This is a genomic window from Carboxydocella sp. ULO1, assembly GCF_002049255.1.
Taxonomy (GTDB): Bacteria; Bacillota.
The window spans coordinates 1-221 of the sequence record NZ_BDLQ01000096.1; the positions used below are offsets into that span (position 1 = coordinate 1).

The 221-nt window shown below is 40.3% G+C and carries 1 pseudogene; it reads right to left on the reverse strand.

The window, feature by feature from the left end:
* Window positions 1-221, reverse strand: a pseudogene (locus ULO1_RS15030) (IS4 family transposase); the annotation flags it as partial.

A 221-nucleotide genomic window follows, 5' to 3' on the forward strand; every position in this document is an offset into this window, starting at 1 on the left:
TAATTTGATTCCCTTCTGTATCCGTTGTTTCAATCAGACGTACAGGGTGCTTCATTCTTGATGAACCCCAGCCCAGGATAGCTATGTAATCCCTGCTAATTTCGCTTTCCAGCGAAAGTGGCAATTCTTTTTGCACATACACCACAGCATTTGACTTGAGACGAGTTACAAAACCTATTCCTTTTTCACAGTAGTGATCGAATTTCTTGTAATCAACATAG